The sequence below is a fragment of the Pseudomonas sp. GYB4201 genome, assembly GCF_056312595.1.
On sequence record NZ_JBWGIG010000013.1, the window covers coordinates 53,632 to 79,493 of the forward strand.

General features: G+C 61.2%; 29 protein-coding genes, 1 tRNA gene and 1 pseudogene. 18 read left to right on the forward strand and 13 right to left on the reverse strand.

The window, feature by feature from the left end; translation table 11 throughout:
- Positions 1 to 44 precede the first annotated feature (44 nt).
- From AC0Z2B_RS14520 to rbsD, 5 genes are read left to right on the forward strand one after another with little or no spacing between them, the layout of a single operon-like run.
- Positions 45 to 1,598, forward strand: coding sequence for a sugar ABC transporter ATP-binding protein (locus AC0Z2B_RS14520; RefSeq protein ID WP_476297482.1), 1,554 nt, complete (start codon positions 45 to 47; stop codon positions 1,596 to 1,598).
- Positions 1,595 to 2,587: an ABC transporter permease gene (locus AC0Z2B_RS14525; protein ID WP_416425658.1), complete on the forward strand. Its 993-nt coding sequence runs from the start codon at positions 1,595 to 1,597 to the stop codon at positions 2,585 to 2,587. The genes AC0Z2B_RS14520 and AC0Z2B_RS14525 overlap by 4 nt, the downstream gene beginning before the upstream one ends.
- A gap of 3 nt (positions 2,588 to 2,590) precedes the next feature.
- Positions 2,591 to 3,616: a LacI family DNA-binding transcriptional regulator gene (locus AC0Z2B_RS14530; RefSeq protein ID WP_416425657.1), complete on the forward strand. Its 1,026-nt coding sequence runs from the start codon at positions 2,591 to 2,593 to the stop codon at positions 3,614 to 3,616.
- A 16-nt stretch (positions 3,617 to 3,632) separates the two neighbouring features.
- Positions 3,633 to 4,553, forward strand: coding sequence for a ribokinase (rbsK, locus tag AC0Z2B_RS14535; protein ID WP_476297484.1), 921 nt, complete (start codon positions 3,633 to 3,635; stop codon positions 4,551 to 4,553).
- On the forward strand, positions 4,550 to 4,954 hold the full coding sequence (rbsD, locus tag AC0Z2B_RS14540; protein ID WP_476297486.1) for a D-ribose pyranase: 405 nt from the start codon (positions 4,550 to 4,552) through the stop codon (positions 4,952 to 4,954). Before rbsK ends, rbsD begins: the two co-directional genes overlap by 4 nt.
- 208 nt (positions 4,955 to 5,162) lie before the next feature.
- Here the strand turns inward: rbsD and AC0Z2B_RS14545 are convergent, their stop codons facing one another.
- Complete coding sequence (locus AC0Z2B_RS14545; protein ID WP_416425654.1) at positions 5,163 to 5,354, reverse strand: hypothetical protein; 192 nt, start codon at positions 5,352 to 5,354, stop codon at positions 5,163 to 5,165.
- A gap of 191 nt (positions 5,355 to 5,545) precedes the next feature.
- Between AC0Z2B_RS14545 and AC0Z2B_RS14550 the strand changes: the two genes are divergently transcribed.
- Together AC0Z2B_RS14550 and AC0Z2B_RS14555 are read left to right on the forward strand one after the other, a co-directional pair.
- On the forward strand, positions 5,546 to 5,848 hold the full coding sequence (locus AC0Z2B_RS14550; protein WP_476297488.1) for a hypothetical protein: 303 nt from the start codon (positions 5,546 to 5,548) through the stop codon (positions 5,846 to 5,848).
- A 119-nt stretch (positions 5,849 to 5,967) separates the two neighbouring features.
- On the forward strand, positions 5,968 to 6,297 hold the full coding sequence (locus AC0Z2B_RS14555) for an I78 family peptidase inhibitor (RefSeq protein WP_416425651.1): 330 nt from the start codon (positions 5,968 to 5,970) through the stop codon (positions 6,295 to 6,297).
- 68 nt (positions 6,298 to 6,365) lie between these two features.
- On the opposite strand, the gene AC0Z2B_RS14560 is transcribed toward AC0Z2B_RS14555, so the two are convergent.
- Both AC0Z2B_RS14560 and AC0Z2B_RS14565 read right to left on the reverse strand, forming a co-directional pair.
- Positions 6,366 to 6,578, reverse strand: coding sequence for a cold-shock protein (locus AC0Z2B_RS14560; protein WP_003234260.1), 213 nt, complete (start codon positions 6,576 to 6,578; stop codon positions 6,366 to 6,368).
- A 287-nt stretch (positions 6,579 to 6,865) separates the two neighbouring features.
- Positions 6,866 to 7,171: a hypothetical protein gene (locus tag AC0Z2B_RS14565; RefSeq protein WP_476297490.1), complete on the reverse strand. Its 306-nt coding sequence runs from the start codon at positions 7,169 to 7,171 to the stop codon at positions 6,866 to 6,868.
- A 331-nt stretch (positions 7,172 to 7,502) separates the two neighbouring features.
- Between AC0Z2B_RS14565 and thrS the strand changes: the two genes are divergently transcribed.
- From thrS to AC0Z2B_RS14610, 9 genes are all read left to right on the forward strand, one after another.
- The gene (gene thrS / locus AC0Z2B_RS14570) at positions 7,503 to 9,425 is read left to right on the forward strand and encodes a threonine--tRNA ligase (RefSeq protein WP_476297492.1); all 1,923 of its coding nucleotides are present in this window, start codon (positions 7,503 to 7,505) and stop codon (positions 9,423 to 9,425) included.
- Positions 9,425 to 9,976, forward strand: coding sequence for a translation initiation factor IF-3 (gene infC, locus AC0Z2B_RS14575; protein ID WP_176572446.1), 552 nt, complete (start codon positions 9,425 to 9,427; stop codon positions 9,974 to 9,976). Before thrS ends, infC begins: the two co-directional genes overlap by 1 nt.
- Positions 9,977 to 10,036: 60 nt before the next feature.
- Positions 10,037 to 10,231, forward strand: a complete 195-nt coding sequence (gene rpmI, locus AC0Z2B_RS14580) for a 50S ribosomal protein L35 (protein WP_027620572.1) — start codon at positions 10,037 to 10,039, stop codon at positions 10,229 to 10,231.
- Between the two features lie 29 nt (positions 10,232 to 10,260).
- Entirely contained in the window at positions 10,261 to 10,617 is a 357-nt protein-coding gene (gene rplT / locus AC0Z2B_RS14585) for a 50S ribosomal protein L20 (RefSeq protein WP_002553161.1), read from the forward strand.
- Between the two features lie 110 nt (positions 10,618 to 10,727).
- On the forward strand, positions 10,728 to 11,744 hold the full coding sequence (gene pheS / locus AC0Z2B_RS14590) for a phenylalanine--tRNA ligase subunit alpha (RefSeq protein WP_416425648.1): 1,017 nt from the start codon (positions 10,728 to 10,730) through the stop codon (positions 11,742 to 11,744).
- Positions 11,745 to 11,765: 21 nt separating this feature from the next.
- Positions 11,766 to 14,144, forward strand: a complete 2,379-nt coding sequence (pheT, locus tag AC0Z2B_RS14595) for a phenylalanine--tRNA ligase subunit beta (RefSeq protein ID WP_476297494.1) — start codon at positions 11,766 to 11,768, stop codon at positions 14,142 to 14,144.
- A 3-nt stretch (positions 14,145 to 14,147) separates the two neighbouring features.
- On the forward strand, positions 14,148 to 14,450 hold the full coding sequence (gene ihfA, locus AC0Z2B_RS14600) for an integration host factor subunit alpha (protein WP_002553164.1): 303 nt from the start codon (positions 14,148 to 14,150) through the stop codon (positions 14,448 to 14,450).
- A complete protein-coding gene (locus AC0Z2B_RS14605; protein ID WP_158155781.1) occupies positions 14,431 to 14,787 on the forward strand; it encodes a MerR family transcriptional regulator in 357 nt (118 codons plus the stop codon). The genes ihfA and AC0Z2B_RS14605 overlap by 20 nt, the downstream gene beginning before the upstream one ends.
- A 106-nt stretch (positions 14,788 to 14,893) precedes the next feature.
- Positions 14,894 to 14,970, forward strand: a tRNA-Pro gene (locus AC0Z2B_RS14610).
- A 79-nt stretch (positions 14,971 to 15,049) separates the two neighbouring features.
- On the opposite strand, the pseudogene AC0Z2B_RS14615 reads toward AC0Z2B_RS14610, so the two are convergent.
- Positions 15,050 to 15,374 (reverse strand): annotated as a pseudogene (locus AC0Z2B_RS14615) (tyrosine-type recombinase/integrase); the annotation flags it as partial.
- Positions 15,375 to 15,663: 289 nt separating this feature from the next.
- On the opposite strand from AC0Z2B_RS14615, the gene AC0Z2B_RS14620 reads away from it, so the two are divergent.
- Positions 15,664 to 16,236 carry a DUF6932 family protein gene (locus AC0Z2B_RS14620; RefSeq protein ID WP_476297497.1) on the forward strand — a complete coding sequence of 191 codons (573 nt, stop codon included), beginning with the start codon at positions 15,664 to 15,666 and terminating at the stop codon, positions 16,234 to 16,236.
- Positions 16,223 to 17,125, forward strand: coding sequence for a hypothetical protein (locus AC0Z2B_RS14625; RefSeq protein WP_476297499.1), 903 nt, complete (start codon positions 16,223 to 16,225; stop codon positions 17,123 to 17,125). Before AC0Z2B_RS14620 ends, AC0Z2B_RS14625 begins: the two co-directional genes overlap by 14 nt.
- A gap of 706 nt (positions 17,126 to 17,831) precedes the next feature.
- Here AC0Z2B_RS14625 and AC0Z2B_RS14630 read toward each other — a convergent pair.
- The 9 genes from AC0Z2B_RS14630 to AC0Z2B_RS14670 form a co-directional block, all read right to left on the reverse strand.
- Positions 17,832 to 18,077 carry a hypothetical protein gene (locus tag AC0Z2B_RS14630; RefSeq protein ID WP_476297501.1) on the reverse strand — a complete coding sequence of 82 codons (246 nt, stop codon included), beginning with the start codon at positions 18,075 to 18,077 and terminating at the stop codon, positions 17,832 to 17,834.
- A 361-nt stretch (positions 18,078 to 18,438) separates the two neighbouring features.
- A complete protein-coding gene (locus AC0Z2B_RS14635; RefSeq protein WP_476297503.1) occupies positions 18,439 to 18,930 on the reverse strand; it encodes a hypothetical protein in 492 nt (163 codons plus the stop codon).
- 342 nt (positions 18,931 to 19,272) lie between these two features.
- Positions 19,273 to 19,464, reverse strand: a complete 192-nt coding sequence (locus AC0Z2B_RS14640) for a hypothetical protein (RefSeq protein WP_476297505.1) — start codon at positions 19,462 to 19,464, stop codon at positions 19,273 to 19,275.
- Positions 19,465 to 19,552: 88 nt separating this feature from the next.
- Positions 19,553 to 19,831 carry a DUF3077 domain-containing protein gene (locus tag AC0Z2B_RS14645; protein ID WP_476297507.1) on the reverse strand — a complete coding sequence of 93 codons (279 nt, stop codon included), beginning with the start codon at positions 19,829 to 19,831 and terminating at the stop codon, positions 19,553 to 19,555.
- A gap of 575 nt (positions 19,832 to 20,406) precedes the next feature.
- Positions 20,407 to 20,841: a hypothetical protein gene (locus AC0Z2B_RS14650; RefSeq protein ID WP_476297509.1), complete on the reverse strand. Its 435-nt coding sequence runs from the start codon at positions 20,839 to 20,841 to the stop codon at positions 20,407 to 20,409.
- 158 nt (positions 20,842 to 20,999) lie between these two features.
- Positions 21,000 to 22,526, reverse strand: coding sequence for a nucleobase:cation symporter-2 family protein (locus AC0Z2B_RS14655; protein WP_476297647.1), 1,527 nt, complete (start codon positions 22,524 to 22,526; stop codon positions 21,000 to 21,002).
- 186 nt (positions 22,527 to 22,712) lie between these two features.
- Positions 22,713 to 23,333: a TetR/AcrR family transcriptional regulator gene (locus tag AC0Z2B_RS14660; protein WP_416425564.1), complete on the reverse strand. Its 621-nt coding sequence runs from the start codon at positions 23,331 to 23,333 to the stop codon at positions 22,713 to 22,715.
- Between the two features lie 162 nt (positions 23,334 to 23,495).
- Entirely contained in the window at positions 23,496 to 25,196 is a 1,701-nt protein-coding gene (locus tag AC0Z2B_RS14665) for a bifunctional metallophosphatase/5'-nucleotidase (RefSeq protein WP_476297511.1), read from the reverse strand.
- Positions 25,197 to 25,214: 18 nt separating this feature from the next.
- Entirely contained in the window at positions 25,215 to 25,859 is a 645-nt protein-coding gene (locus AC0Z2B_RS14670; RefSeq protein ID WP_476297513.1) for a MotA/TolQ/ExbB proton channel family protein, read from the reverse strand.
- Positions 25,860 to 25,862: the final 3 nt, after the last annotated feature.

A 25,862-nucleotide genomic window follows, 5' to 3' on the forward strand; every position in this document is an offset into this window, starting at 1 on the left:
CCCGCGCTTCCGGTAAACAGGAGGCGGGCGCCTGGAGAATTCCTATGTCAGCTGCTGCCCCGAACGTCGTACTCTCGGTCAGTGGTATCGGTAAGACCTACGCCCAGCCTGTGCTCTCTGGCATCGACCTGAGCCTGGTGCGTGGCGAGGTACTGGCGCTGACCGGCGAGAACGGCGCCGGCAAAAGTACCTTGTCGAAGATCATTGGTGGCCTGGAAGTGGCCACCGTGGGTGAGATGCAGTACCAGGGCCAGCCCTACCAGCCCGGCAGCCGCGCGGCCGCCGAGGCGTTGGGCGTGCGCATGGTGATGCAGGAGCTGAACCTGCTGCCGACGCTGTCGGTGGCGGAGAACCTGTTCCTCGACAACCTGCCCAGCCGCGCCGGCTGGATCAGCCGCAAGCGCTTGCGCGAAGCGGCGTTGGCAGCCATGGCCCAAGTGGGCCTGGAAGCCATCGACCCAGACACCCTGGTGGGCGAGTTGGGTATTGGCCACCAGCAGATGGTGGAAATTGCCCGCAACCTGATCGGCGATTGCCACGTGCTGATCCTCGATGAACCGACGGCCATGCTCACCTCGCGCGAAGTGGAAATGCTCTTCGAGCAGATCACCCGCCTGCAGGCCCGCGGCGTGGCCATCGTCTACATCTCCCACCGCCTGGAAGAGCTGGCGCGGGTGGCCCAGCGCATCGCCGTGCTGCGCGACGGCCAGCTGGTGTGCGTGGACGAGATGAGCAAATACAACAGCGAGCAACTAGTCAACCTGATGGTCGGCCGCGAGCTGGGCGAGCACATCGACCTGGGCGCGCGCAGCATCGGCGAGCCGGTGCTGGCGGTGAAAAACCTCAGCCGCGCGGACAAGGTCAAGGACGTGTCCTTCGAGGTGCGCCGCGGGGAGATCTTTGGCATTTCCGGCTTGATCGGCGCCGGCCGCACTGAGCTGCTGCGGCTGATTTTCGGCGCCGACGCCGCCGACAGCGGCCACGTCGAGGTGGGCGCGCCGCTGCGCAAGGCCGCCATCGGCTCGCCAGCCGACGCGGTGGCCCACGGCATTGCGTTGATCACCGAGGACCGCAAGGGCGAAGGCCTGCTGCTGCCGCAGTCGATCAGCGCCAACATCGCCCTGGGCAACATGCCGGCGATTTCCGCCGGCGGCGTGGTCAACGGCGGCGCCGAGCGCGAACTGGCCCAGCGCCAGATCGCCGCCATGCGCATTCGCAGCTCCAGCCCGGACCAACTGGTGTCGCAGCTGTCGGGCGGCAACCAGCAGAAGGTGGTGATCGGCCGCTGGCTGGAGCGCGACTGCTCGGTGCTGCTGTTCGATGAGCCCACCCGCGGCATCGACGTGGGCGCCAAGTTCGACATCTACGCGCTGCTGGGCGAACTGACGCGCCAGGGCAAGGCGCTGGTGGTGGTGTCCAGCGACCTGCGCGAGCTGATGCTGATCTGCGACCGCATCGGCGTGCTGTCGGCAGGGCGCCTGATCGACACCTTCGAGCGAGACCACTGGACCCAGGACCAACTGCTGGCGGCAGCGTTTGCCGGCTATCAAAAACGAGACGCGCTGGTCAGCGATACAGCGCCCAGGAACCTTGCATGAAAACTCCCGTACTGCCCCAGGCCTCGCCTGCGGCCAAGCGCAGCGGCACCTACTTTGGCCTGGGCACCTACCTGGGCCTGGCCGGCGCGCTGCTGGCCATGATCGTGCTGTTCTCCCTGCTCAGTGATCACTTCCTGTCCTACAACACCTTCAGCACCCTGGCCAACCAGATCCCCGACCTGATGGTGCTGGCCGTGGGCATGACCTTCGTGCTGATCATCGGCGGCATCGACCTGTCGGTGGGCTCGGTGCTGGCGCTGGCGGCCTCGGCGGTCAGCGTGGCGATTCTCGGCTGGGGCTGGAGCGTGCTGCCGGCCGCCGTGCTGGGCATGGGCTGCGCGGCGCTGGCTGGTACCATCACCGGCTCCATCACCGTGGCCTGGCGCATCCCCTCGTTCATCGTGTCCCTGGGCGTGCTGGAGATGGCCCGCGGCGTGGCCTACCAGATGACCGACTCGCGCACCGCCTACATCGGTGATGCCTTCGCCTGGTTGTCCGACCCCGTCGCGCTGGGCATCTCGCCGTCGTTCATCATCGCCCTGCTGGTGATCGTCCTCGCCCAGGCGGTGCTGACCCGCACGGTGTTTGGCCGCTACCTGATCGGCATCGGCACCAACGAGGAGGCCGTGCGCCTGGCGGGCATCAACCCCAAGCCGTACAAGATCCTGGTCTTCTCGCTGATGGGCCTGCTGGCCGGCCTGGCCGCGCTGTTCCAGATATCGCGCCTGGAGGCGGCCGACCCCAACGCCGGTTCCGGCCTGGAGCTGCAGGTGATCGCCGCCGTGGTGATCGGCGGCACCAGCCTGATGGGCGGCCGCGGTTCGGTCATCAGCACCTTTTTCGGCGTGCTGATTATTTCAGTGTTGGCCGCGGGCCTGGCGCAGATCGGCGCCACCGAGCCGACCAAGCGCATCATTACCGGTGCTGTCATCGTGGTGGCGGTGGTGCTCGACACCTACCGCAGCCAGCGTGCCCGGAAGCGGAGTTGAGTCATGGCAACCATTAAAGACGTGGCCGCATTGGCGGGCATTTCCTACACCACCGTGTCCCATGTGCTGAACAAGACGCGGCCGGTCAGCGAGCCGGTGCGGCTCAAGGTCGAGGCCGCCATTGCCCAGCTGGACTACGTGCCCAGCGCCGTGGCGCGTTCGCTGAAGGCGCGCAGTACGGCCACCATTGGCCTGCTGGTGCCCAACAGCATCAACCCGTACTTCGCCGAGCTGGCGCGCGGTATCGAGGACTTCTGCGAGCGCAATGGCTACTGCGTGATCCTGTGCAACTCCGACGACGACCCGAAGAAGCAGCGCAGCTACCTGCGTGTGCTGCTGGAGAAGCGCGTCGATGGCCTGATCGTCGCCTCGGTGGGCGAGGATAGCGACCTGCTCAGCAGCCTGGCCACGGTGCGCACGCCCATGGTGATTGTCGACCGCAGCCTGGACGGCGTGGCCGCAGACCTGGTGCGCATCGACCACGAGTTGGGCGGCTACCTGGCCACCCGGCACCTGCTGGAGCTGGGGCACCGCGACATCGCCTGCATCAATGGCCCGGCGGACACCAGCGTGGCGCAGATGCGCCTGGCCGGCTTCCGGCGGGCGCTGGCCGAGTTCAGCGTCGACAGCCAGCCGCTGCGGGTGCTGGAGAGCGATTTCAGTGGCCCTGGTGGCTACCAGGCGGCTGGCCAGCTGCTGGATGGCCCGCAGCGGCCGACGGCGATTTTTGCCGCTAACGATATGATCGGCATGGGCGTGCTGCGTGCGGCCGCCGAGCGCAATATTCGCGTGCCCGGCGAGCTGTCGGTGATCGGCTTCGATGACATCCAATTGTGCCGTTACGTGTACCCGGCGCTGACCACCGTGGGCCAGTCGATTCGCCAGCTCGGCGAGCAGGCCGCCGAGCGCCTGTTGCTGCGCGTGGCCGGCAAGGCCGGGGAGGGCGTGAGCCAGCAGATCGTCGCGCCGAGCATCGTGTTGCGCGAATCCACCGCGCCGCGTTCGGACCTTTTCAATGAATACCGCTGAAACAGAGTGCAGGCACATGCAAGCGAAAGTTGTGGTAGTAGGCAGTTTGAACATGGACCTGGTGACCCGCGCCTCGCGGTTGCCGCAGCCGGGTGAAACCGTGGTGGGCAGCGGCTTCGCCACGGTGCCGGGCGGCAAGGGCGCCAACCAGGCAGTGGCGGCGGCGCGCCTGGGGGCACCCACGGCGATGGTCGGTTGCGTGGGCGACGATGCCTACGGCGTGCAGCTGCGCCAGGCGTTGCTGGACGAGGGCATCGACTGCCAGGCAGTGGATGCGGTGCCGGGCGTCAGCAGTGGCGTGGCGTTGATCGTGGTGGATGACGCCAGCCAGAACGCCATCGTCATCGTCGCCGGCGGCAATGGCGAGGTCACCCCGCAACGGGTGTCGGCCGCCGACGCGCTGTTGCAGCAGGCCGAGGTGATCGTCTGCCAGCTGGAGGTGCCGGCGCAGACCGTAGCGTACGCGCTCAAGCGCGGCCGCGAGCTGGGCAAGACTGTGATTCTCAACCCGGCACCGGCCAGCGCGCCGCTGCCGGCCGACTGGTTCGCGCACATCGACTACCTGATCCCCAACGAAAGCGAGGCGCTGGCGCTGACCGGTATTGCGGTGGACTCCGTTGCCAGTGCGCAGCAGGCGGCCAGCTGGCTGCTGGCCCGAGGTGCGCGCAAGGTGATCATTACCCTGGGTGCCCAGGGTTCGCTGTTCGCCGATGGCCGCGGCTTCGAGCATTTCGCCGCGCCCAAGGTGCAGGCCGTGGACACCACGGCGGCGGGCGATACCTTCGTCGGCGCCTTTGCCGCAGCCCTGTCGCGCGGTGAAAGCGAACGCCAGGCCATTGCCTTCGGCCAGGTGGCCGCCGCTTTGTCCGTCACCCGTGCGGGCGCACAGCCGTCGATTCCGACCCAGGCAGACGTGGCGGGGTTCGCGCGCCCATGAAGAAGACACCTTTGCTCAACATCGCCCTGTCGCGGCTGATCGCCTCCCTGGGGCACGGTGACCTGGTGGTGATCGGTGACGCCGGCTTGCCGGTGCCTGCGGGCGTGGAGCTGATCGACCTGGCGCTGACGCCCGGCGTGCCGGACTTCGTCTCGACCCTGAAGGTGATCCTCAGTGAAATGCAGGTGGAAAGCCACGTGCTGGCGCGCGAGATGCTGGGCGCGCAGCCACCGGCGCTGGCCTCGTTGCAGCAGTTGGACGGGGAGGGTGCTCTCGGCGAGCGGCAATTGTTAGGCCATGAAGAGTTCAAGCAACTGACCCGTCAGGCCCGCGCGGTGGTGCGTACCGGTGAGTGCCAGCCCTACAGCAACATCATTCTGGTGGCGGGCGTCACCTTTTAACCCGGTGGGGCGCGGGACGCGGCCTGCGGCCGCTGCTACAGGTGCTGCGCGCGATCTGTAGCCGCTGCCGCCACCGCGTGCACTGAAAAATTTCAGCGTGGAGAAGGGCCAGCGCAGCCTGCTGCGCGGTATGCCGGGGGATGCGCGGTGTGTTCGGGCGCGGCCTACGGCCGCTGCTACGAGCGATGCAGACCACGCCGCTTCAAGACTACAGGGCTGCTAGGGCGATGTGTTTGCTGAACACCTGCTCGATGAACGACTGCGCCGCCGACGTGCCCAGCTCCTTGACCAGCAGGTCGATGGCAATGATCGCCAGTTCCTCCGGGGTGCCCGGGCTGTAGGAGCATTGGCCCTGGGGCCACCTGGCTTTGATGTCGGCGTCTAGGGTTACGTTGGCCATGGTGCGTGAATTACCTGAGCAGGGGGAATGGCATCAGCGGGGCCGTTTCCCTGGCCGCTGAGCCCCGTTGCGGCAAATGGCCTGCACGGGGAGCCCAAGTAAACCATCTGGGGCGGCGTTTGGCACTCCTACTTAGGCATAAAGCGCGGATCGTGCCAAAATCAGGCTTATTTGCCTGGCTGGATACCCCCGTGCACATCGATTTGAACGACAGCAACGCCTTTACCCTAGATGCCGTGCGCCAGCTGATCGCCGCGGGCGACGACCATGTCCACAACCAGTTGCGGGTCCGCCGGGACGGTCGCGCCTGGCTGTCCACCGTGGTCGGTGGCCAGGACATCGAGGGCCTGTGTTTTCGCCTGGAAACCTGGGCGGCCGGCTCAGGCTACGTAGGCGAGGTAGCCGCCTGTGACGACGTGTGGGTGCAGCAGATCTTCAACGCCTTGAAACAGAATTGGCCAAACCCGCCCTTCGACTACATCGACGTCTATTAACATTTAGACACGATTGCGCTGCACCAGCCCCGGATGGCTGGGGCAGACTGCGTGTCATGCAACCCTTGCGCGCGCGCGTTGTCGCACAGGGGCTGTTCTATTTTCTCAAAGGAGGCTTCATGTCCTGCATGCGTGCATCATGGTTGACCCTGCTGGCGGCAATGGCCCTGGCGGGCTGTGCATCGTCCGGCGGTGGTTCGGGCGACAGTGGTTCGGCGAGTGGCTCGCCGGCGGTAGCGAACGACGGCCGCTGCAACGCCGAAGGCGCACAGTTCGCCGTGGGCAAGCCGGCTACCCCGCAATTGCTGGAGCAGGCGCGCACCCGCTCGGGCTCGCAGATCGCCCGTATCCTCAAGCCCAATGACGTGATGACCCTGGAATACCGCTCCGACCGCCTGAACCTCAACGCCGATGGCAGCGGCACCGTCACCCGCGTCAACTGCGGCTGACCGCCTGGCGGCAAATTGCAGGCACAAAAAAACCCGTCACCAGGACGGGTTTTTTTTAGCTCGGGAGATTACTCGCCGCGAACTTGAGCAGCTTGCATGCCCTTTTGGCCTTTCTCAGCCACGAACGAAACGGTCTGGCCTTCTTTCAGGCTTTTGAAACCGTCGGATTCGATAGCTTTGAAGTGTACGAACAGGTCGTCACCGCCACCTTGAGGAGTGATGAAGCCGAAGCCTTTCTCATCGTTGAACCATTTTACGGTGCCGGTTTGGCGATTAGACATGGTGTATCTCCAAGAAACATATTAAGTAGTGCTGTGCTGCTCAGGCCAACTGGGCACACCGGGCTATCATAGTCTAATTGTTCGACCGAATAGCTCTTTAGATGCGCATTTGTCTCAGCTATTTTTTCGTCCCTGACCCGCAAAACCCGCCATACCCTTGAATTCATTGGGTTTGGCGGAAAAAAGCGGGCTAAAAAAAAGCCGAAAAAAAACACAGATTTCACCCATGCAGGGCCCATTTTCGGGCCCTGTGGGTCATGCAGCGGCACGCAAGGCGGAAAAACGGGTCATTTTTTGCTGCGGCAGCTCGCAGCGGCGTCCATCATTTTCTTCTGCAGCTGGGCGTCCACGCCGTTGTCCGAGTTGGCAACCTGCTTGAGTTCCTCGGTGCTCAGCTTGCTGGTGATGGCCTTGTCGCTGCACGCGCAGGCGGCCTTGGCCTTGTCGGCCGTGGTGTGCTCGCCGGCGGATTTCTCGCACTGCGACACGAACTGGCTCTCCGCCCCCGCAGGCCACTCGCCGGCGCTGGCCAGCTGGGGCAGGGTGAACGCGGCGCAGGCGGCCAGGGAAAGGAAAAGCGATTGAAGACGCATACCGTAATGCTCCTTGGGTTCAGGTTGACTCGAAGTATGGCTTGCCCTGCATCAGAGTGAAGGCGAGCGATCAAGTTCCTGCAAGCCTGCCGGTTTCGACCACTCATCGGTAGTTTTATATGCTAGAGTGACCGGCCTCGACAGGTGCGGGTTGCTCTTTTGGCAACCGCAATGCCGAGTTACCATTTTTACTATTCCAGTCACTCTGGTTCGGTCCTGGTTGGCCTAGCGGCTCCTGCCACTGTGAGGCAGGCATACCGCCGAATCTTGTACTGGCTCATCCCAACCCACGTGACCTTTGGTAGGGGTCACCACTAGGAGAGGAGGCGCCATGCCCATCATTACTCTTCCCGACGGCAGTCAACGTTCGTTCGATCACGCGGTTTCGGTCGCCGAAGTCGCCGCATCCATCGGTGCCGGCCTTGCCAAGGCCACCGTCGCCGGCAAGGTCGACGGCAACCTGGTCGACGCCTGCGACCTGATCGAACACGACGCCACCCTGCAGATCATCACCCCCAAGGATGCAGAGGGGCTGGAAATCATTCGCCACTCGTGCGCGCACCTGGTGGGCCACGCGGTCAAGCAGCTGTACCCGACCGCCAAGATGGTCATCGGCCCGGTCATCGACGAAGGCTTCTACTACGACATCGCCTACGAGCGTCCTTTCACGCCTGACGACATGGCCGCCATCGAGCAGCGCATGCAGCAGCTGATCGACACCGAGTACGACGTGATCAAGAAAGTCACGCCGCGTGCCGAAGTCATCGACGTGTTCACCGCCCGTGGCGAAGACTACAAGCTGCGCCTGGTCGAGGACATGCCCGACACCCAGGCCATGGGCCTGTACTACCACGAAGAATACGTCGACATGTGCCGCGGCCCGCACGTGCCGAACACCCGTTTCCTCAAGTCGTTCAAGCTGACCAAGCTGTCGGGCGCCTACTGGCGTGGCGATGCCAAGAACGAACAGCTGCAGCGCGTGTACGGTACCGCCTGGGCTGACAAGAAGCAGCTGGCCGCCTACATCCAGCGCATCGAGGAAGCGGAAAAGCGCGACCACCGCAAGATCGGCAAGCGCCTGAACCTGTTCCACCTCCAGGAAGAAGCGCCGGGCATGGTGTTCTGGCACCCGAACGGCTGGACCCTGTACCAGGTGCTCGAGCAGTACATGCGCAAGGTGCAGCGTGACAACGGCTACCTGGAGATCAAGACTCCGCAGGTCGTTGATCGCAGCCTTTGGGAAAAGTCTGGCCACTGGGCCAACTACGCCGAAAACATGTTCACCACCGAGTCGGAAAACCGCGACTACGCCATCAAGCCGATGAACTGCCCATGCCACGTGCAGGTGTTCAACCAGGGCCTGAAGAGCTACCGCGAGCTGCCGATGCGCCTGGCCGAGTTCGGTGCCTGCCACCGCAACGAGCCTTCGGGCGCCCTGCACGGCATCATGCGCGTGCGCGGCTTCGTCCAGGACGATGCGCACATCTTCTGCACCGAAGAGCAGATGCAGTCCGAATCGGCCGCGTTCATCAAGCTGACCATGGACGTGTACAGCGACTTCGGCTTCAAGGATATCCAGCTCAAGCTCTCCACTCGTCCAGAAAAGCGTGTAGGCAGCGACGAATTGTGGGATCGTGCTGAGTCCGCCCTGGCCGCCGCGCTGGACGCTGCTGGCCTGCCGTACGACCTGCAGCCGGGCGAGGGTGCGTTCTACGGTCCGAAAATCGAGTTCTCCCTGAAGGATTGCCTGGGTCGCGTCTGGCAGTGCGGTACGCTGCAGCTGGACTTCAACCTGCCAATCCGCTTGGGCGCCGAGTACGTGTCCGAGGACAACGGTCGCAAGCATCCGGTCATGCTGCACCGTGCAATCCTGGGTTCGTTCGAGCGTTTCGTCGGTATCCTGATCGAGCACTACGAAGGTGCGTTCCCGGCCTGGCTGGCGCCAACCCAGGCAGTGATCATGAACATCACTGATAAACAAGCCGATTTTGTGCAATCCGTGGAAAAAAATCTGACGGAAAGCGGGTTCCGTGCCAAGTCTGACTTGAGAAATGAAAAGATCGGCTTTAAAATCCGCGAGCATACGTTGCTCAAGGTTCCTTATCTCCTGGTTATCGGGGACAAGGAAGTCGAAACGCAAACTGTCGCTGTGCGTACCCGTGAAGGTGCAGACCTGGGCTCCATGCCCGTCGCCCAGTTCACCGAGTTCCTCGCACAAGCGGTTTCCCGGCGTGGTCGCCAAGATTCGGAGTAATTATTATTAAGCGTGAAATGAGACAAGATAAACGAGCTGCACCGAAAGCCCCGATCAACGAGAATATCTCGGCACGCGAGGTTCGGTTAATTGGCGCTGACGGCGAGCAGGTTGGCATCGTCTCGATTGATGAAGCGCTTCGTATCGCTGAAGAAGCGAAGCTGGATCTGGTAGAAATTTCTGCCGACGCAGTGCCTCCGGTTTGCCGAGTCATGGACTACGGCAAATCGATCTTCGAGAAGAAGAAGCAGATTGCTGCGGCGAAGAAGAACCAGAAGCAGATCCAGGTAAAAGAAATCAAGTTTCGTCCAGGGACGGAGGAAGGGGATTACCAGGTAAAACTACGCAACCTGGTACGTTTCCTTAGTGATGGGGACAGGGCCAAGATTTCGTTGAGATTTCGCGGCCGTGAGATGGCACACCAGGAGCTGGGGATGGAGCTGCTCAAGCGCGTCGAACAAGACCTGCTGGAGTACGGTTCCGTCGAGCAGCATCCTAAGATGGAAGGACGCCAGCTGATCATGGTCATCGCCCCCAAGAAAAAGAAATAACCACCAGGGCACGGCAGGCCTTGCGGTTATGTTTATCAACTGAATGCGGAGTATCCGAACATGCCAAAGATGAAAACCAAGAGTGGTGCAGCTAAGCGGTTCCTGAAAACCGCTAACGGCATCAAGCACAAGCACGCTTTCAAGAGCCACATCCTGACCAAAATGTCGACTAAGCGTAAGCGTCAACTGCGCGGCAGCAGCCTGCTGCACGCATCGGACGTTGCAAAAGTCGAGCGCATGCTGCGCCTTCGTTAATTTTCGGTCAAAGATAGAGGAAGTTACTCATGGCTCGTGTAAAGCGTGGCGTCATTGCCCGTAAGCGTCACAAAAAGATTCTGAAACTGGCTAAAGGCTACTACGGCGCGCGTTCGCGCGTATTCCGTGTTGCCAAGCAAGCGGTCATCAAGGCAGGCCAATACGCCTACCGCGACCGTCGTCAGAAGAAGCGTCAGTTCCGCGCTCTGTGGATCGCCCGTATCAACGCTGGTGCTCGTGTAAACGGTCTGTCCTACAGCCGTTTCATCGCTGGCCTGAAAAAAGCGTCCATCGAGATCGACCGTAAGGTTCTGGCTGATCTGGCAGTGAACGAAAAAGCGGCGTTTGCTGCGATTGTCGAGAAAGCTAAAGCCACTCTGGCCTAAGTACCCACGACAATCACCCGGGGCCGTTTTCCACGGCTTCGGGTGTTAAACGTCATAAACAGGGGAAGAGCCTTTAAGCTCTTCCCCTGTTTTGTATCTGGAGTCTGTACATGGAAAACCTGGATGCGCTGGTCTCTCAAGCTCTGGAGGCCGTGCAAAACGCTGAAGATATCAATGCCCTGGAGCAGATCCGGGTTCACTTCCTTGGCAAGAAGGGCGAACTGACTCAGGTGATGAAGACCCTGGGCAACCTGCCTGCCGATGAGCGCCCGAAAGTCGGCGCGCTGATCAACGTCGCCAAGGAGCGTGTTACAGAAGTCCTCAACGCACGCAAGGCCGGTTTCGAAGAAGCCGAACTGAGTGCCAAGCTCGCTGCCGAGCAGATCGACGTGACCCTGCCGGGCCGTGGCCAGGCCTCTGGCGGCCTGCACCCGATCACTCGCACCCTTGAGCGGATCGAGCAGTTCTTCACCCATATTGGCTACGGCATCGCCGAAGGCCCTGAGGTGGAAGACGACTACCACAACTTCGAGGCGCTCAACATCCCAGGCCACCACCCGGCCCGGTCGATGCACGACACCTTCTATTTCAATGCGAACATGCTGCTGCGCACCCACACCTCGCCGGTGCAGGTCCGCTCCATGGAATCTTCGCAGCCTCCGATTCGCATCGTCTGCCCAGGCCGGGTATACCGCAGCGACTCGGATATCACCCACTCGCCGATGTTCCATCAGGTCGAGGGCTTGCTGATCGACCGCGACATCAACTTCGCGGACCTGAAAGGCACCATCGAGGAATTCCTGCGGGTGTTCTTCGAGAAAGAATTGGCCGTGCGCTTCCGTCCGTCCTACTTCCCGTTCACCGAGCCTTCGGCTGAAGTCGACATCCAATGCGTGATGTGCAGCGGCAAAGGCTGCCGCGTGTGCAAGCAGACTGGCTGGCTGGAAGTGATGGGCTGCGGCATGGTGCACCCGAACGTGCTGCGCATGTCTGGCATCGACCCTGAAGAATTCCAGGGCTTCGCCTTCGGCATGGGCGCCGAGCGCCTCGCCATGCTGCGTTATGGCGTCAATGACTTGCGCCTGTTCTTCGACAACGACTTGCGCTTCCTCGCGCAATTTCGCTAAACGAATTATTAGGAGAGCAGGATGAAATTCAGTGAACAATGGCTGCGTGGCTGGGTAAGCCCGCAGGTCGGCCGCGATGAGCTGGTGGCCCGTCTGTCCATGGCCGGTCTGGAAGTGGACAGCGTCACCCCCGCGGCTGGCGAATTCACCGGCGTGATCGTCGGCGAAGTGCTGAGCACCGAGCAACACCCCGATGCCGACAAGCTGCGCGTCTGCCAGGTCAGCAACGGCACCGAGACCTTCCAGGTCGTCTGCGGCGCGCCGAACGTGCGCCCGGGCCTGAAGATCCCGTTCGCCACCCTGGGCGCCCAGCTGCCTGGCGACTTCAAGATCAAGAAGGCCAAGCTGCGTGGCGTCGAGTCCAACGGCATGCTCTGCTCGCAGTCCGAACTGCAAGTGGGCGAGGGCAACGACGGCCTGATGGAACTGCCGGCCGACGCGCCGGTAGGTGAAGACTTCCGCGTGTACCTGGGCCTGGACGACGCCAGCATCGAGGTCGACCTGACCCCGAACCGCGGCGACTGCCTGTCCCTGGCCGGCCTGGCCCGTGAAGTGGGCGCGCTGTACGCCGCTCCTGTCGCGCGTCCGGTGGTGCCTGCCGTGGCTGCGGTCAACGACGAAGTGCGTCCGGTGGAAGTGTTGGCGCCTGCCGCCTGCCCACGCTACCTGGGCCGCGTCATCCGCAACGTCGACCTGTCCAAGCCGACCCCGCTGTGGATGGTGGAACGCCTGCGCCGCAGCGACGTGCGCAGCATCGACGCTGCCGTCGACATCACCAACTACGTGATGATCGAGCTGGGCCAGCCGCTGCACGCCTTCGACCTGGCTGAAATCAACGGCGGCATTCGCGTGCGCATGGCCGAGGAGGGCGAGAAGCTCGTCCTGTTGGACGGCCAGGAAGTCACCCTGCGCGCCGACACCCTGGTCATCGCCGACCACAGCCGTGCCCTGGCCATCGCCGGTGTCATGGGTGGCGAGCACAGCGGTGTGACCGCCAAGACTCGCGACATCTTCCTGGAAAGCGCGTTCTTCGACCAGATCGCCGTCGCTGGCAAGGCTCGTTCCTACGGCCTGCACACCGATGCCTCGCACCGCTACGAGCGTGGGGTGGACTTCAACCTGGCCCGCGAAGCCATGGAGCGCGCCACCGGCCTGCTGCTGGAAATCACCGGTGGCGAGCCTGGCCCGATCATCGAGACCGTCAGCCAGCAGCACCTGCCGAGCATCGCGCCGATCACCCTGCGTGCCGAGCGCGTCAGCCAGATGCTGGGCATGGACATGCCAGCCGCGCAGATCGAAAGCCTGATCGCCGCCCTGGGCCTGGGCATCGTTGCCGAAGGTGAAGGTCAATGGCGCGTAGAAGTGCCAAGCCATCGCTTCGACATCAGCCTGGAAGTGGACCTGATCGAAGAACTGGCGCGCCTGTACGGCTACAACCACCTGCCGGTTCGCTACCCGCAAGCCCGCCTAGCGCCGCAAGCCAAGGCCGAAGCCCGTGGCGAGCTGCCGGAGCTGCGTCGCCTGCTGGTCGCCCGTGGCTACCAGGAAGCGATCACCTACAGCTTCATCGATCCGAAGTGGTTCGAGCTGTTCAACCCAGGTGTCGAGCCGCTGCTGCTGGCCAACCCGATCTCCAACGACATGGCTGCCATGCGCAGTTCGTTGCTGCCGGGCCTGGTCAAGGCGCTACAACACAACCTCAACCGCCAGCAGACCCGCGTGCGCCTGTTCGAAAGCGGCCTGCGCTTCGTTGGCCAGCTGGATGGCCTGAAGCAGGAGCCCATGCTGGCCGGCCTGATCTGCGGCACCCGCCTGCCGGAAGGCTGGGCGCAAGGCCGTGACACCGTGGACTTCTTCGACGCCAAGGCGGACGTGGAAGCGGTGCTGGGCTTCGCCGGCGCGCTGGCACAGTTCAGCTTCGAGCCAGGCAAGCACCCGGCGCTGCACCCAGGCCAGACCGCGCGCATCGTGCGTGAAGGCCGCGAAGTGGGCTACCTCGGCGCCCTGCACCCAGAGCTGGTAAAAGCCCTGGGCCTGGACCGCGCGGTATTCGTCTTCGAGCTGGTGCTGGCGGAAGTGGCCGAAGGCAAGTTGCCGAAGTTCTCGGAACTGTCCCGGTTCCCTGAAGTGCGTCGTGACCTGGCCTTGGTGGCGGATCTTGAAGTGCCTTCTAGCGCGATCATGCAGGTTATTCGTGAAAATGCAGGGGAATGGCTCACGGACCTCAGCCTTTTTGACGTCTACCAAGGTAAAGGTATTGATCCCAATAGAAAAAGCCTTGCAGTTGGCTTGACCTGGCAGCATCCATCGCGCACTCTTAATGACGATGAGGTGAATTCCACGACGCAAGCTATCCTCACCTCGCTCGAACAAAGGTTGAATGCCACGTTAAGGAAGTAGCGCATGGGGGCTCTGACGAAAGCTGAGATGGCCGAGCGTCTTTACGAAGAGCTGGGCCTGAACAAACGGGAGGCCAAGGAATTGGTCGAACTGTTTTTCGAGGAAATCAGGCACGCTCTGGAAGACAACGAGCAGGTCAAACTGTCCGGTTTCGGCAACTTTGACCTGCGCGACAAGCGCCAGCGGCCTGGCCGCAACCCGAAAACCGGTGAGGAAATCCCGATCACGGCTCGCCGTGTGGTCACCTTTCGTCCAGGGCAGAAGTTGAAGGCCCGAGTTGAGGCATATGCTGGAACCAAGTCATAACGACGAGCTTCCGCCGATTCCTGGCAAACGCTACTTCACCATTGGTGAGGTAAGTGAACTTTGCGCTGTAAAACCCCACGTACTGCGGTACTGGGAGCAGGAGTTTCCTCAGCTCAACCCGGTCAAGCGCCGCGGAAACCGCCGGTATTATCAGCGCCAGGACGTGCTGATGATCCGGCAGATCCGCGCCCTGCTCTACGACCAGGGCTTCACCATTGGCGGCGCACGCCTGCGCCTGTCCAGCGACGAAGCCAAGGACGACACCACCCAGTACAAGCAGCTGATTCGTCAGATGATCTCGGAACTGGAAGACGTGTTGGTCGTACTGAAAAAGTAACAAATCGGGTCGAGAAAATACTTCCACTTTTCAAAAGCTTGCGGTATATTCTTGATCGTTCCCTTCAACAAGGAACAGCTCTAAAGCAACAAGTTTCACGCCTAGTCGGGGCGTAGCGCAGTCCGGTAGCGCACTAGCATGGGGTGCTAGGGGTCGAGTGTTCGAATCACTCCGTCCCGACCATATTCTTCAACAGAGCCACCTTCGGGTGGCTTTGTTGTTTCTGGCATAGTGACTTTCCGAGTGACCCTGGCATTTTTCTTCATCCCTGCCTCCTTTTCAGAATCGTCAGCGCTGGTGCGCAGGCCGGTTGCTGATACCTTATTTGCCGCTTCCATGAGCTGGTCCAGTTCTCCTGCCGAGTAGTGACTGGTGATGCCTCCGTTCTTGTGGCCGAGCAAAGCCTTCCGATCTTCCTCAGTCACGCCTGCTGCACGTAGCCTTCTGCCGAAGGTGTTCTTGATGTCGTGAATGCGGATCCTGGCAAAGCCATCGTGCGCCGGCCGCAAGAATTTCTCCGGGCACTTCTTCGCTGCACAGCCCTGAGCCTTCTTCCGGGCGGAGTCATCCATCCGATGGTTCTGGGTTAGTTGTAGGTGTTGTCTTTATCAATAACTCAGGCGGGGTAAAAATCAATTCAAAATGCTTTCGGAAAAAACCAACCACCCGGGGCACACACGTTCACCCAAGCCAGCGTCTTGATGGTCTAAAGCGCTCACTTAGTCTGAACCCTTTTCCCGCAGGACTGAATATTCCCTCCTTGGGGCGACAGTTGGGCTGCCCTTGCCAGTGTCATCATGCCGGATAAAGAGTACGATGACGCACCGGCTTGCTCGGTGCTGGATGCGGTATGTCATTGGAAACAGGGAGTTTAATTTGATTCCACAGTGGAACCAACAGGGCGGCTTGCCGCCCATTGATGATAATCGTCCGGCGGATCCGGAACGCTCACCCTATCATGTGACTGTGGAGCAAGTCGTTGCGAGATTCGCCTCCTCCCATGAACGATGTGCAGTGCTGGGTGGTTTTTTGCGTCATCGTTCTGAGCTGCATAGAATCGGCCTAACCGATGGCTTCCAATGGCTCGATGGGAGCTTCATGGAGAACATTGAGCTCTTGGAAGGTCGAGCACCAAATGATATGGATGTGGTCTCATTTGTGTACCTGGATGATGCTGCTTTTGACCACATTGGTGAGGAAGACCTCCGGTTTCTGGTCGATAATGACTGGGTGAAGCAAAATTTTAAGGTTGACGCCTATGCAGTGTCACTACTGGACGATCCCGAAAACCTGGTCCAACAATCTGCTTATTGGTACAGCATGTGGTCTCATCGTCGAACAAAGCAATGGAAGGGCTTTTTGAGGGTTGATATGGATCCGACCCACGATCAAGCAGCCATGAATTTGCTGACTGCCAAAATGCAGGAGATCCTTCATGAACAAAACTGAGCTTACACATGCGCAAGCCGAGATCAGTTTTTTAAAAAAAATGTCTTCGCAGGCTGGCACATCTAAACTATCAAAACTCAGCTTAGAGGCGCGTTCGAGAAGCATTTCGAATCGTATCGAAAAGTTCTGGAAGGGGGAGGTTCGGCTAGCGAAAGCAGCATTAACTTTCAAAGGCGCCCCAGTTTGGGGGACTCATGGTGTTCACGCTGATTTCGGGTCGACTGCAACTGCCAAATTTTCGGAAGCAATTGCCGCTGTAGCAGCCTCGGTTGTTGGGCCACTTGGCGAGCGAGGAAAGATTCCAAATAAAGCTCAGAATCAAATTCTTATCACGGATGTAGCCATCGGGTCATTTGGATTTGAATTTGAAGAAGCTTTGCCAGCGGACGGGCAACTGCCCTTGGATGGCACCACGCCCGTGGCTCAGGCATTTGAGCTTTTCGCCGAACTCCTTGAAGCCTCTACTCAAGGGGATGACGAACTCTCAGAGCCAATTTCAAAATTAGGTGGTCGTGCTATTGCGAGTGTCGCGGAATTCCTGGATAAACTGGCCTCTTTTGATGCCTACTGTGCATTTTCAACATGTAATCATAAATTTGCGTTTCAAAATGTTGAGCAGGTACTAATTAGTAGGTCAAGACTTAGTCCAGAGAATATTCATGAAGAGCCTGAAGTAATTTCTGGGAAATTTTTGGGGTCATTTCCTTCGGATCGAAAATTTGAGTTTGTGTCTGAACATGGGGTGGTCATCCACGGTCGTATTGATCGTGCTATTGAACAGCCTGCTCTAATAAATCAGCACTTAGATGAACTTCTGAGCGTAACTTTCAGTACAAAACGGGTGGGAAAAGGTCGGCCACGCTATACACTCTCCGAATTGCCTTGGTGAATAACAACGCCCGCCTCTGCGGGCTATGTTATATCCACCAGAAAGCCGTAGCCTCCTCACCTGTCACGCAGTGGCTTCCCACGCCTAGCCGGACCCCTGGCCGGGCTGGTGGAGGCTCGTCGCACTGCGGAATTTCCCGCCGACGCTTGGTACACTGGGCCACCGGAGTGGATTCGTCTTGATCGTTCGTGAATTTCGGAATGTGCGGCCGAATGCAGTGGCCCCCGGGAATGACGCCTGGTTGGCAAAGCGCATAAAGGTGCTTCGCGATGTCTGCTGGAGCCGGTGACAAATTAGGGGCTAACTCGGGATAATCCTGCGCCACTCACCCGAAGCCGGCCACATAATGAATCGTCCTTCCCATGCGCCGCTCAGATAAGCGCCCAGGGACTCTCTACCCCGTAGTGGGGGGCGGTCGAAATGACCCTGAACATGCAATTACAGCTTAAAGCTAATTAGCAAAGTGTAGCGGCGGCCGATGCAGATTTATTTTCCGCCTAGCGGGCTGACGGTGGCGGTACATAATGTTTCGTACGAAAGATAGACGAGAGGTGGCACGCCACGCCAAGGTAGCAGCGCTACAGGAAGAGGATTTTCGCGTGAAGGTTCGCCCCGGTATCAAGCAGGCCTTGGCGGTACTGATGGACTGGTCTGTAAAGTTGGAGCTGGTCTATCACCGGAAAGCGCTGCGGACAGGCAGAGAAAATTAAATGAGGATAGCGCCCCAAGAATATCTGGAATAGAGATGCGTTCGACAGTCCGGTGTCTTTTTCGCTTTCTCTTTGACGTAGAGACGGTACCGGTCATCGGGCTTGCCCAAGGCTCTGAAATCCTTGTCGCACTCAACAACCATGTCTGTCGGATACGCCTGGCCTGGAAGTGGACGAACTCTGACGCTTCCACGACGCCTGTCAAAAAACAGTTCAACATCCAGTGATTGGTATTCGCTCATTTTTGCCTCCATGCTGAGTTAGGCACCCACATCTACGGTAGCACCTTCCTCGGCTGCTGCCAGGTACTCAAGGACGATCTGCTCACAACAGACATGTGGACCGTCATCTCGGCCTCATTGGCTTTGCGAGAGGCCTGCAGGTTGTAGCGTACCCGCCGAACCGTACGCCACGCGGCTTCGGGATCTAGGTGCGCGAATTGTCCATTTGCTCAACAAGCTGCTGGGCGGCGCCGGTTTCCGGGATAAGTTGACCACTACACTTTGTGGTTTGTGCCAAAGTGACTGCGCAGCTGGAAGGCTGCACTCTGAGGCGGGCCATGTTCAGAGGCTTGTCAGCACATTACCGCGCGGAGCTTGGAGGTCATGGGGCAGCACAAACGCCTTTGACTATCCAGTTGGCAGTCCTCGACTCGAGGATGTAACGAGTGCCTCGCTTATTGATATCGGCGCTCCCGAGCAGATCGCAGTCGCGCACCACGTTTGCTGCGTCTGTATTGATTCCATAGGCGATATCTCCAGCCCGGGAGAAAGGATCTCCTTCGGCATCTTCCTTGTCCACGTGCTGGATCGTGATGGACTGAATCTGTATTCCGAGGGATGCGGCCCTTGTCGCAAAAGTGCCGCCAATTGCAGGAATGACTTCAGTTATTTTTTGAATTCGCTTTTCGTCAACGATCGTTTCATACGTACCTGCGTACGACGCCATAGCCACTGCGGCGCAGCCGGCTGCCAAAATTCCCTTCATTGCTTCACCGGCATTCGAAGATTTTGATCGTAGCTTCTCACGCGCACGAGAATAACGGGGTCGCGGGCGATTATCTTTGTTAGGGGCCACAGCGTGCTTGCGGTTCACCGGGTTAGGTCTTTGCCTATTCAACTTCTCGCTCTGAATAATCGCCTGCCCGCATCCCGCGGGCTTGCCTCGACATCCCATAGGCGGGTGCGCACGTGCCGATAATATTTTGCCTTGATTCGACGCGTATCGTGTCGTCGTTGCGCTCTAGACATATCTGCCTCCAATAGCCAAAGACGACAAAGCCCCGGCAAATGGCTTTGGCGAGGCTGGCTTGAATGGAGGCGTGATGCATCTAGCTTTATACATCAAGCGACGCAGACCCGTAGCAGCGGCCGCGAGGCCGCGTCGCATGCAGCGCGGTGCGCCAGGTCGACCGCCGACGCGGCCTTGCGGCCGCTGCTACAGGAATCTAACTGCAGTAAAGGCGGTGATCGCCACGACAGCCGCTGTACTGACGATCCATTTGATTTGCGCGATGAAGCCTTTGGCGATATCGGTTTTTAGGTTCGCCAAATCCGCCTTGCTAATCATCGTCTTTTCAATATTTTCAAGCGTGCTTTCCAAGCGTGAAAATCGTTCATTGTCTGTCAACGTTGATTCATCCCAGTAGGTTTACGGCATTCAACCCAAGATCCCCTGTAGGCAGAAGCCCGGCCAATCACTCCGGGCTTCGTTTCCTCTACCTCACCGACACCCCCTTGATCAGCGCATCGGTCAGCGCCTGCGCAGCTTCAATGTGGTGAATCGTCGACCATACGAGGCCACGCTGGGGAGTACCACCATCACACAATTCATACGAAGATTCCCCGGCACACTTGAGCAACACCGCAATTTGTACCAAGGCATCCTCAAAGGGAATGCCCGCGCGAACGGTATAAAAAGGTACGTTGCTCTCGTCAGTTGTCCCAAACGGGGTTTCAGCGGTGGTGGGTAGGTCTGGAAGGACTTCAGCAGTCATTGCAGGATCTCTTGTAGGGGCGGAATTGACCCACTGTCGCTACCAAACGACTGGAGGCGGCTGTACGCAGTTTGGTAGACCGGACAAGAAGACAAACCGGCGCACACGAGTGTGCACTGCGCACAGCCACCGTAGGGAGGCGTGAGCGATCTTGTATCCGGGCTACCAAACCCGGTCGCTGTTTTGCAGCGACTGGAGGAGGGTATTCCCGCAGCCAAGGGGCTACAACCTTACCCGAGCAAATCAGAATCGTCCTACCTGGAGTCCTACAGCATGTTGCAAAACGACACGATTTTCTGTTTGGAAGGTGCCAGGAATTAGCCGATTGGCTCTGGACAGCGCGGTCCATAAACTGCTTTGAATCAATGATGAATCCACCTGCTCGGTGAACTCGCATCAGAAGCATCGGCAGTGCGGTCGGGTTTTCGTCACCCACAAAAAAGCCCCGAAACACAAGTGCCCGGGGCTCAGTGACGCAAAACGGACTAGGAAAAGCGTCGGATCCAAATTACTACGTCACGATCCGAGATGGTAGTGATCTTTTGTCCATGCTGGACGTGTGTACACGTTATGGCTCAAGCTGCCTCTGACTCACCTGAAGCCATCACCAACGGCCGCGCCGTCACATCATCCGGCAACGTATACATCGCCCCCGTCAACGGATCGACAATCAGCATCCCGATCAACCCACCCAACAACAGGTTCCCCCAATACCAGCCACTCACCGTCGGCGTCAGCACATGCACGTCATCCGCCTGCCCCTCGCGGTGGAACACCACGGTGTAGGTCTCTTTCTGGAAGTAGCCGCGGCTGGATTTCAGCAGCACCTGGGACGGTGTGGTGCCTTGTTGCACGACGCGGTTGGCGCTGTCCTTGATGCTGAAGGTGGTGGTTTGCGGTACGGCGTAAACACCGACCTTTGATTCGCTGTCACCGAAGATGCTGGCGCACCCGCCCAAGGTAACCGACGCGGCGATCACTGCGATGGCCGCTACCCGTGTGAATTTCATGTCCTGCTCCGTTGTGAATCAATGCAGCCCCAGCGTTGATGAGCCGGCTTCATCAAGGCTGGAGGGCTGCTGGGAGAGGGCAGGTTAGGCGCGGTGGAAGCCGGCTACAAGGTGTCGGGAGAGAATCAGAAGCGTCCGACGGACGCTTCCTACAAGGCTCAGGAATGTTCCGACACGGCGGACACGCTGCCGTGATGTTGCGCCGCGGCGTGGTGGGTGGAGGCGTCGCCCAGCAGCGGGATTTCATTGTGCTCGGCGTCGTACAGCTTGCCGCCGCTGAAGTAGTCGCCGTCGCGCAGGGCGGCGACGTCGCGGTACTGCAGGCTGCGCTCGGTGCCGGCGACGAACACCGATTGCTGGTCGGAGTTGCCCGCGGTGAAGTGGTTGTAGGTCAGGTTGAGGACGATGGCCATGATCGCCGACGAGCTGATGCCGGAGTGGAAGATGGTGGCGAACCAGGTGGGGAAGTGGTCGTAGAAGTTAGGCGCGGCGATGGGGATCATGCCGAAGCCGATGGAGGTGGCGACGATGATCAGGTTCATGTTGTTGCGGTAGTTGACCTTCGACAGGGTGCGGATGCCGCTGGCGGCCACGGTGCCGAACAGCACGATGCCGGCGCCGCCGAGCACCGAGGTGGGCACGGCGGCAATGATCCGGCCCATGATGGGCAGCAGGCCTAGGATCACCAGGAACACGCCGCCGGTGGCCACCACGTAGCGGCTTTTAACCCCGGTGACGGCCACCAGGCCGACGTTCTGGGCGAAGGCGCTTTGTGTGAACGAGCCGAAGATGGGCGCCAGCAGGCTGGACAGCATGTCGGCGCGCAGGCCGTTGCCCAGGCGCTTGGCGTCGACCTTGGTGTTGATGATTTCGCCCACGGCGAGGATGTCGGCGGAGGTTTCCACCAGGGTCACCATGATGACAATGCACATGGAGATGATCGCCGCCAGGTGAAAGGTCGGCAGGCCGAAGTGGAACGGGCTGGGCAGGCCGAAGATCGGGCCCTGGCTGACCCCGGAAAAGTCCGCCATGCCCAGCAGGCTGGCGATCACCGTGCCGATGACCATGGCCAGCAGGATCGACAGGCGCGAGATGGTGGCGCTGCCGACCTTGCTCAGGCACAGCACCAGCACCAGGGTCATGGCGGCGAGGCCGATGTTGGCCATGCTACCGAAGTTTTCCGCGCGGCTGTTGCCGCCCATGGCCCAGCGCGCCGCCACCGGCATCAGGGTCAGGCCGATGGTGGTGATGACGATGCCGGTGACCAGCGGCGGGAAGAAGCGGGTGATGCGCGAGAACACCGGGGTGATCAGCAGGCCGATCAAGGAGGCGGCCATCACCGCGCCGAGAATCGAGGCCACGCCACCGCCTTCCTGGCTACCAACGATGGCTACCATGGTGGCCACGCCGGAGAACGACACGCCCTGCACCAGCGGCAGCTGGCAGCCGAAGAAGGGGATGCCCAGGGTTTGCAGCAGCGTGGCCAGGCCGCCGGCGAACAGCGAGGCGGCCACCAGCAGGCCGATCTCCGCCGGCGACAGGCCGGCGGCCTGGCCGATGATCAACGGCACGGCAACGATGCCGCCATACATGGTCAACACGTGTTGCAGGCCATACGCCGCGTTGGCGAACGGGCCGAGGTTCTCATCTTCAGGACGCACAGCGGCAGGCGGGGACTCGATCATCATGGTGGTTCCCTGATTTTTGTTGTTTTTATACTGTATTCAATGTTCCGCCATTATGTCTATAAAGTTGTATACAATGTTTTGGCCGGTCGACGACTGGATACGCGGTACCTGCGTACGCTGAAGATTTTCATTGCGCATGAGGGCCAGCGCAGCCTGGCGGCAGCGGCTACAAGGTGGTGTAGCTCAAGGCTCCAGCCCGATCCCGCGCAATATCACCGTGGTAATGGTCTGCACCGCCTCGGCAAACTGCGCATCCGACAGCGGCTGGTGGCCGTTGAGCGCTGCCACCTGGTGGTCGAAGTCGGCGTAGTGCTGGGTGGACGCCCAGATCATGTACAGCAGCGCCGAGGGGCTCACCGGGCGGATGCGCTTTTCCTCGACCCACTGGCGAATCTTGGCTTCCTTGAGCTTGGCGTCGATGGCCAGGTGTTCGTCGAGCTTGTCCCGGAAGATCGGCGCGCCGTGCATCATCTCGTTGGTCCACAGCTTCGAACCGTACGGGCGCAGGCGCGAGTGCGTCATCTTTTCCAGGATGTAGCTGGTGAGCACCACGCGCGGGTCGTCGAAGTGCTCGAAGCAGGCGCCTTCCTGCTGCCAGCTGCCCAGCAGGTTGATCAGCACCTCGCGGTACAGGTCTTCCTTGGTGGAAAAGTAATAGTTGAGGTTGGTGCGCGGCAGGTCGGCTTCCTGGGCGATGTCGGCCATGGCGGTGCCGGCATAGCCTTTTTGCGCGAAGACCTTTTCAGCAGCGAGGAGGATTTTCTCGACGTTTTTTTGGCGAATCTTGATTTTCGGGTTGGTCATCGCTTGCCTGATTGAAAACGCGGTGGTTTTTTATTCTAGCGGGTAATGCCCCGCGCCGCGTAGCCGCTGCCGCAGGCTGCGCTGGCCATTGCGTACGCTGAAGAGGCTCAGTGCACACGAGGGCCAGCGCAGCCTGGCGGCAGCGGCTACGGGAAGGTGAACTCAGCGGATACGCTGGATGCGCGGCGGGGCCTCGGCGCCGGCAGGGGTGCCGGCGCGGTCCTGGGCTTGCAGGTAGGCGATCAGCGCGTCCAGGTCGTTGAGGCCGGTGTCCAGGCGTTTTTCGGCGTGGGCCAGCACGCTGAAGTTGTCGCCGCCCTCGGCCATGAACGAGTTCACGGTGACGCGGTAGGCCTGGTTGGCCTGCACCGGCTGGCCGTCGACGGTCAGGCTGCCGGGCACCACGCGCTGGCCAGCGGGGCGGGTGGCATCCCAGCGGTAGCGCAAGGTCGCGGAGGGCTGCAGCGGCCGGAAGGCCTTGTCGCCGTCCTGCCATTGCTGTTCCAGCAGGGCCTGCAGCTGGGCGCCGGTGAGGGTGAGCACGTTCAGGGTGTTGTTGAACGGCTGCGCGCTGGCCACCTGGCCGAAATTCAGCGCGCTCTGCCCAGGCTCCAGGATCAGGTCGCTGCGCATGCCGCCGGGGTTGGTGAACGCCACCTGCGCGCCAAGGCCGCGGGTGGCGGCCAGTTGGCCGTCGGCGATCACGTCGCCCAGGCTGGATTCACCGGCTGGGCTCAGGTTGCGCGTCAGCTCGTTGCCGGCGATACGCGCCACCGGTTTGCCCAGCAGCGCCTGGCTGCGTTGCTCGACGCGGGCTTCCAGCGCGGCGATTTCCGGCGTGGCGGTGTAGCGCTTGGGGTCGACGACGATGTTGCGCGCGCTGGCGTTGAGCAGTTGGTGCTTGTCGGGGTCGATGGTCAGGGTCAGGTAGGTCAGCAGGCGGCCGTAGGAAGCGCCCTGGGTCACCAGCTTGTCGCCCACCCGGCACAGATAGCCCTGGTGGGTGTGGGCGGTCAGCACCACCTTGATCTCCGGGGCCAGGCGCTTGGCCACCTCGACGATATCGCCCTGCAGGTGGCTGCAGTCGGCCTGGTCGAAGCGCTCGGACGTCTCGCCGCCCTGGTGGATCACCGCCACCACCGCGTCCACGCCCTGCTGGTGCAGGGCCGGCAGCTGCGCGTTGATGGCGTCGGCCTCATCCACCGTGCCCAGGCCTTGCATGCCCTTGGCGGTGACCACCGAGGCCACGTCGCGCAGCACCGCGCCGACGAAGGCGACCTTCACGCCGTTCACCTGCTCGATCTGATACGGCGCGAACAGCGGCTTGCCGCTGGCCTGGTCGATCAGGTTGGCGGCGATGTAGGGGAAGCGCGCGCCACGGTAGGCCTTGTCGAACTGGCAGGCCTTGTCCGGGCGCGGCGAGTCACAGCCGCCGTGCACCTGGCGCAGCAGCTCGGCGCTGCCCTGGTCCAGTTCGTGGTTGCCCACCACGCTGAGGTCCAGGCCCAGCAGGTTGAGGGCGTCCAGGGTCGGCTCGTCGGCCCACATCGACGAAATCGGCGGGCTGCCGCCGATCATGTCGCCGCCGCCGATCAGCAGCAGGTGCGGGTCTTGCTGGCGCAACTGGGCAACCACGCCGCTGAGGGCGTTGATGCCGCCGGCCTTCATCGTCACCTTGCCGCCCGGCGCGCTGGGCATGGGGTAGCTCAGGGGCGTGGGTAGCAGGTTGCCGTGGAAATCATTGACCGCGGCGATGTTGACCGTGACCGGCTTGGTCGGGCTGGCGGCCTGGGTGCAGGCACCCAGCAGCAGTGCGGCGGCCAGCAGGCTGGCGCGGCGCGGGGCGAACGGTAGGGCGGGCATGGGCACTCCTTGTCCAGGTCAGGCGGTACGGTGCTGGGCGGCAGTGGCGGTAGCGTCGGTGCTGGGCGCGTAGCGGGTGCCCAGGCCTGCACGCAACAGTAGCATTTTCAGGTGGTCGGCGATCTGCTCCTGGCGGTCCTGCAGGTGGCTGTTGAACACCAGGCCCACCAGCGCGATGGAGATGCCCAGGGCAGTGGCGTAGAGCGCGGTGCCGATGCCGCGCGACACTTCGCCCGGGTCCGACACGCCGGCCTCGGCCAGCGCCTTGAAGGTGTCGATGATGCCCATGATGGTGCCCAGCAGGCCCAGCAGCGGCGCGCCGGCCACTACCGCTTCCAGAATCCACAGGCTGCGCGAGAGCTTGCCGCGCAGTTCGATGTAGATGGCCTGGCCCAGGTCTTCCAGCTCCTGGTGCGAATGCAGGTGGCGGCGGCCTTCATACAGTTGGTCCAGCAGCTGCAAGGGCAGGCTGTCGCGGCCGGTCAGCTCGGCCGGCAGGTCGGCGACGGCGCGCACGCGCGGGTTCAGCGCCGGCACCAGTTTGCGCGCGCGGCCCAGGGAGTAGCTGAAGAAGATGCAGCGTTCCACCACCACGAAGGCGGCCAGGGCGGCGGCGCCGTACATCACGTAGAACGTCAGGTCGTGCAGCAGGTTCATGTTCATCGA

Excerpts from the sequence above, each read along its gene's own strand:
- AC0Z2B_RS14560 (WP_003234260.1), bottom strand. The coding sequence starts at position 6,578 with ATGTCTAATCGCCAAACCGGCACCGTAAAATGGTTCAACGATGAGAAA.
- AC0Z2B_RS14525 (WP_416425658.1), top strand. The coding sequence starts at position 1,595 with ATGAAAACTCCCGTACTGCCCCAGGCCTCGCCTGCGGCCAAGCGCAGC.
- AC0Z2B_RS14660 (WP_416425564.1), bottom strand. The coding sequence starts at position 23,333 with ATGACCAACCCGAAAATCAAGATTCGCCAAAAAAACGTCGAGAAAATC.
- AC0Z2B_RS14655 (WP_476297647.1), bottom strand. The coding sequence starts at position 22,526 with ATGATCGAGTCCCCGCCTGCCGCTGTGCGTCCTGAAGATGAGAACCTC.
- pheT (WP_476297494.1), top strand. The coding sequence starts at position 11,766 with ATGAAATTCAGTGAACAATGGCTGCGTGGCTGGGTAAGCCCGCAGGTC.
- rpmI (WP_027620572.1), top strand. The coding sequence starts at position 10,037 with ATGCCAAAGATGAAAACCAAGAGTGGTGCAGCTAAGCGGTTCCTGAAA.
- AC0Z2B_RS14665 (WP_476297511.1), bottom strand. The coding sequence starts at position 25,196 with ATGCCCGCCCTACCGTTCGCCCCGCGCCGCGCCAGCCTGCTGGCCGCC.
- AC0Z2B_RS14520 (WP_476297482.1), top strand. The coding sequence starts at position 45 with ATGTCAGCTGCTGCCCCGAACGTCGTACTCTCGGTCAGTGGTATCGGT.
- AC0Z2B_RS14555 (WP_416425651.1), top strand. The coding sequence starts at position 5,968 with ATGTCCTGCATGCGTGCATCATGGTTGACCCTGCTGGCGGCAATGGCC.
- AC0Z2B_RS14630 (WP_476297501.1), bottom strand. The coding sequence starts at position 18,077 with ATGAGCGAATACCAATCACTGGATGTTGAACTGTTTTTTGACAGGCGT.
- AC0Z2B_RS14645 (WP_476297507.1), bottom strand. The coding sequence starts at position 19,831 with ATGACTGCTGAAGTCCTTCCAGACCTACCCACCACCGCTGAAACCCCG.
- AC0Z2B_RS14565 (WP_476297490.1), bottom strand. The coding sequence starts at position 7,171 with ATGCGTCTTCAATCGCTTTTCCTTTCCCTGGCCGCCTGCGCCGCGTTC.
- AC0Z2B_RS14530 (WP_416425657.1), top strand. The coding sequence starts at position 2,591 with ATGGCAACCATTAAAGACGTGGCCGCATTGGCGGGCATTTCCTACACC.
- rbsK (WP_476297484.1), top strand. The coding sequence starts at position 3,633 with ATGCAAGCGAAAGTTGTGGTAGTAGGCAGTTTGAACATGGACCTGGTG.
- pheS (WP_416425648.1), top strand. The coding sequence starts at position 10,728 with ATGGAAAACCTGGATGCGCTGGTCTCTCAAGCTCTGGAGGCCGTGCAA.
- AC0Z2B_RS14650 (WP_476297509.1), bottom strand. The coding sequence starts at position 20,841 with ATGAAATTCACACGGGTAGCGGCCATCGCAGTGATCGCCGCGTCGGTT.
- rplT (WP_002553161.1), top strand. The coding sequence starts at position 10,261 with ATGGCTCGTGTAAAGCGTGGCGTCATTGCCCGTAAGCGTCACAAAAAG.
- AC0Z2B_RS14670 (WP_476297513.1), bottom strand. The coding sequence starts at position 25,859 with ATGAACATGAACCTGCTGCACGACCTGACGTTCTACGTGATGTACGGC.
- thrS (WP_476297492.1), top strand. The coding sequence starts at position 7,503 with ATGCCCATCATTACTCTTCCCGACGGCAGTCAACGTTCGTTCGATCAC.
- AC0Z2B_RS14605 (WP_158155781.1), top strand. The coding sequence starts at position 14,431 with ATGCTGGAACCAAGTCATAACGACGAGCTTCCGCCGATTCCTGGCAAA.
- AC0Z2B_RS14625 (WP_476297499.1), top strand. The coding sequence starts at position 16,223 with ATGAACAAAACTGAGCTTACACATGCGCAAGCCGAGATCAGTTTTTTA.
- rbsD (WP_476297486.1), top strand. The coding sequence starts at position 4,550 with ATGAAGAAGACACCTTTGCTCAACATCGCCCTGTCGCGGCTGATCGCC.
- AC0Z2B_RS14545 (WP_416425654.1), bottom strand. The coding sequence starts at position 5,354 with ATGGCCAACGTAACCCTAGACGCCGACATCAAAGCCAGGTGGCCCCAG.
- ihfA (WP_002553164.1), top strand. The coding sequence starts at position 14,148 with ATGGGGGCTCTGACGAAAGCTGAGATGGCCGAGCGTCTTTACGAAGAG.